The organism is Arthrobacter sp. NPDC080086, from assembly GCF_040702285.1.
Genome location: NZ_JBFBKP010000153.1, coordinates 1 through 3,663, shown reverse-complemented (window position 1 = coordinate 3,663; position 3,663 = coordinate 1). Strand labels below are relative to the sequence as shown.

2 protein-coding genes, 1 tRNA gene and 1 pseudogene are annotated in these 3,663 nt (G+C 66.7%); 1 reads left to right on the top strand and 3 read right to left on the bottom strand.

What is annotated here, in order from left to right; all coding sequences use genetic code 11:
* The first annotated feature begins 285 nt into the window (after window positions 1-285).
* Window positions 286-1,173 carry an alpha/beta fold hydrolase gene (locus AB0305_RS22875; protein ID WP_364136628.1) on the top strand — a complete coding sequence of 296 codons (888 nt, stop codon included), beginning with the start codon at window positions 286-288 and terminating at the stop codon, window positions 1,171-1,173.
* Between the two features lie 81 nt (window positions 1,174-1,254).
* Here AB0305_RS22875 and AB0305_RS22870 read toward each other — a convergent pair.
* The 3 genes and pseudogenes from AB0305_RS22870 to AB0305_RS22860 all read right to left on the bottom strand — a co-directional run.
* Window positions 1,255-1,327: transfer RNA gene (locus tag AB0305_RS22870), tRNA-Thr, on the bottom strand.
* A gap of 113 nt (window positions 1,328-1,440) precedes the next feature.
* Complete coding sequence (locus AB0305_RS22865; protein WP_364136630.1) at window positions 1,441-3,024, bottom strand: alpha/beta hydrolase; 1,584 nt, start codon at window positions 3,022-3,024, stop codon at window positions 1,441-1,443.
* A 51-nt stretch (window positions 3,025-3,075) separates the two neighbouring features.
* Window positions 3,076-3,663: pseudogene (locus AB0305_RS22860) on the bottom strand (DNA polymerase III subunit delta'); the annotation flags it as partial.

Genomic DNA, 3,663 nt, shown 5'->3' with positions numbered 1-3,663 from the left:
TTCATGGGCCCGGCCGGACTACCACCACTTTCAATGGCGCCGGGGAACGGCCCTGTGAGACCAAACCGTGTCCGAATGATGCACAAACGTGCGGCTAAGGCCGTCAGCATGAACTCATTTTCGCCACATCACCGGAATCCGCTGCACGAACGTTCAAGAACTCCACAACGTCACGGTCATCCTGCCAGCCTGAAGAAAGAGACGTGATCCGGATCACGTCCAGGCCAGACAAGCCACATCACGAAAGCAAGCCCTCGCGGATGAGGGCCAGCGGAAGAGGACAACATGTCTGACGGCACAAACCACTCCGGTTCGAAACGAGCCAAAGCCATCCGGGGGGCGCTGGGCGCGGCGGCGCTCCTCGGCGCATCGCTCATCGCGTCACCCGCGGCACACGCGGACACCGTCGAGGTATCCCCGCCGGGCGCCAACGACTGGTCCTGCAAGCCAACCGCGGAGCACCCCTTCCCGGTGATTCTCGTCCCGGGAACCTTCGAGAGCATGGCGAAAAACTGGGCCAGCATGGCACCAGCGCTCAAGAGTGAAGGGTACTGCGTGTACTCCCTCAACTACGGTTCCACGAACGGCGTCGATGCGACGGGCCCCATTGCCGACTCCGCCGCCCAACTCGCGCCATTTGTGGACGCCGTGCTCGCCTCCACCGGGGCGGAGAAAGTTGACCTCGTGGGACATAGCCAGGGCGGCATGATGCCTCGCTACTACATGGGATTCCTCGGCGGGGCCAAGAAGGTCAACGCCCTCGTGGGCATCGCACCGTCCAATCACGGAACGCAGGGCTTGATCACCCCCACTCCGGGCGGCCTGCCCTCGGCGACGACGGCCGGCGGATCCAACTGCCAGGCCTGCTCAGATCAGCAGGCGGGTTCGGCGTTCCTCACCAAGCTGAATTCACTCGGTGACACCCTCCCCGGTCCGGCGTACACGGTGATCTCCACGACCCACGACGAGGTCGTCACGCCCTACCAGAGCCAGTTCCTGGCAGGTCCTGCGGAGAAGGTCACCAACATCACCATCCAGGACAAATGCCCGGCAGACCCGATCGAGCACGATCAAACCCCCAATGACCCCGTCGTCCAGCGGTTGGTCTCCAACGCGCTGGGACGTCCTGCGGGACAGCCGGCCGATCCGGCGTTCCAGCCGAACTGCGTCTAAGGACAACGGGACGGCCTCCGCGGAACCCGGCTTAAAAGACAAAACCCCGCGCATTCCTCGGAATGCGCGGGGTTCTTTTCGAGCTTCCTATCAGAATCGAACTGATGACCTTTTCATTACGAGTGAAACGCTCTACCGACTGAGCTAAGGAAGCACCGCGTGAGCCTCCGGCGGACCGGGCGGATCATGCAAGAGTCAACTGTAATGGAGGGTCCGCGCCCGGGTCAAAATGACCGGAACGGGCGCGGACACGGCCCCGGAACGGCTCTAGCAGACGGTGTTGTCCGCCGGGGTTTTGCCGTCCACGAGGTACCCGTCCACGGCGTTGCCGATGCAGCTGTTGGACCGGCCGTAGGCGGTATGGCCCTCACCCTTCCAGGTCAGCAGCGAGGCCTTCCCCAGCTGCTTCCGCAGCGAACCGGCCCACTCCACCGGCGTCGCCGGGTCCCCGGTGGTGCCGATAACCACGATGTCCGTGGAGCCCTTGTACTGCACCGGCGCTGGGGTGCGCTGGCTCTTGTACGGCCAGTCCTTGCAGCTGGTGGCGCCGTAGGCGAAGTAGTAGCCCAGGGTGGGGGAGAGCTGGCGGAGGCGCTGGTCCTCGGCCCGCATCTCGGCGGTGTCCGCGTCCATCGGGTAGTCCAGGCAGTTGACGGCCGTGAAGGCAAAGGTGGAGTTCGCCGAGTAGGTCCCGTTCGGTTCCCGGTCCGCGCCGAAGTCGGAGAGCCGCAGCATGGGGGAGACATCGCCCTTCTTGGCGCTGTCTAGTGCCTGGGTCAGCAGCGGCCAGTTGTCGTCGTTGTAGAACGGCAGGATGAAGCCGCTGACGAACATCGAGGCGTTGACCACCCGGCCGTCCTTGGCGGTCTTCGGGCTGGCCTCCACGGACGCGATGATGTCCTGGATCTCCCGGATGGCGTCGTCCGCGCTGCCACTGAAGGGGCAACCGCTGTTCTGCAGGCAGTGCGTCACGTAAGCGCGGATCGCCTTCTCGAACGCCTTCGCCTGGCCGGCGGTCAGCTCCTCGTAGTTCAGCGACGGGTCCAGCGCGCCGTCCAGGACCATCCGGCCCACGTTGTCCGGGAACAGGGAGGCGTAGGTGGAGCCCAGGAATGTTCCGTAGGAGTAGCCCAGGTAGTTCAGTTTCGCGTCGTTGAGCACTCCGCGGAGCACGTCCATGTCCTTGGCGGCGCTGACGGTGTCCAGGTGGCCCAGGACCGGGCCGGTCTTCTCCGCGCACTTGGCGGCGATCACCTTGTTGTCCGCGAGGGCGTTGGCCAGGCCGGCGTCGGTGTCCAGCTTGTAGACCTTGGCGCGGCTGGCGTCCCGCTCCTGGTCGGTGAGGCAGGTAACGGGTGCGGAACGCTTGACCCCGCGCGGGTCGAAGCCGATGACGTCGTAGTTCGCCCGGACCTTGTCGGAGATGTTCGTGGCGCCCGCGTCCCGCACGAAGTCGACGCCGGACCCGCCGGGGCCGCCCGGGTTGACCAGGAGGCTGCCCTTCTTGGTGCCGCCCTTGGCCGCCAGCTTCAGGATGGCCAGCTCAATGCTGTCCCCGTCGGGCTTGCTGTAATCCACCGGGACCTTGACCTTGGCGCACTGGAAGTCGCCCTCGCAGCGGGACCAGCTCAACTGCTGGGTGTAGAAGCTGCGCAGTTCCGCCGGAGCCGCGGCCGCGATGGACGGATCCGCGGACGCGGGGGCGGCGGAGGACTGGTTGTTGCCCGACCCGAACAGCGTGCAGGACGAGAGCACCAGGGCCAGCACCAGGCCCAGTGCCAGGGCGCCGGCCGGGCGCAGGCCGGACCACGGGGGTCGGCTGCCGGCGGGCCGGGATGGTGCTGACGTCATGCGGTTCTCCTCGGGACAGACAACGTAAAAGAGCGGGACAGAAGCTGGGGGTCAGATCAGGCTGGCGGCCATGGACTCGACCGCCAGCAGGGGAGCGACGTTGGAGGTGGTGATCCGTTGCCGGGCGGTGTTGATGGCATCCATCCGCGCCAGCGTCACCTCCGGGGTGGAGCGGCCGGCGAATTCCTGGAGTTCGTCGCGGAGTTCGAGGTTGACCAGGTCCACGGCGTTGCCCATCTGGATGATCAGCACGTCGCGGTAGAAGGACAGGAGGTCCGTCAGCGTGCGGTCCAGCGAGTCCGTGATGGAGCGCTTGGCACGCCGCTTCTGGTCATCCTCCAGCTGTTTGACCTGGCCGCGCATTGCCGGCGGCAGCGGCCCGCTCTCGGGGGCGCCCAGGGTGGCCAGCAGCGCGGCCTTCTCGGCGGCGTCGCGCTCCTCGTTGGAGCTGGTGGCCTCCTCCGTGGCGATCTTCACCAGCTTGTCCGCCATCATGACGGCGGCGGTGACCCCGCGCAGGTGCAGCGGGAACCGGACCGTGTCCAGCCGGCGCTGCCGGGCGTCCGGGTCCCGGGCCAGGCGGCGGGCGATCCCCACGTGGCTCTGCGCGGCCCGGGCGGCGCGCTCGGCGACGTCGGG

Coding starts and splice junctions, on each gene's coding strand:
- AB0305_RS22875 (WP_364136628.1), top strand. CDS start 286: ATGTCTGACGGCACAAACCACTCCGGTTCGAAACGAGCCAAAGCCATC.
- AB0305_RS22865 (WP_364136630.1), bottom strand. CDS start 3,024: ATGACGTCAGCACCATCCCGGCCCGCCGGCAGCCGACCCCCGTGGTCC.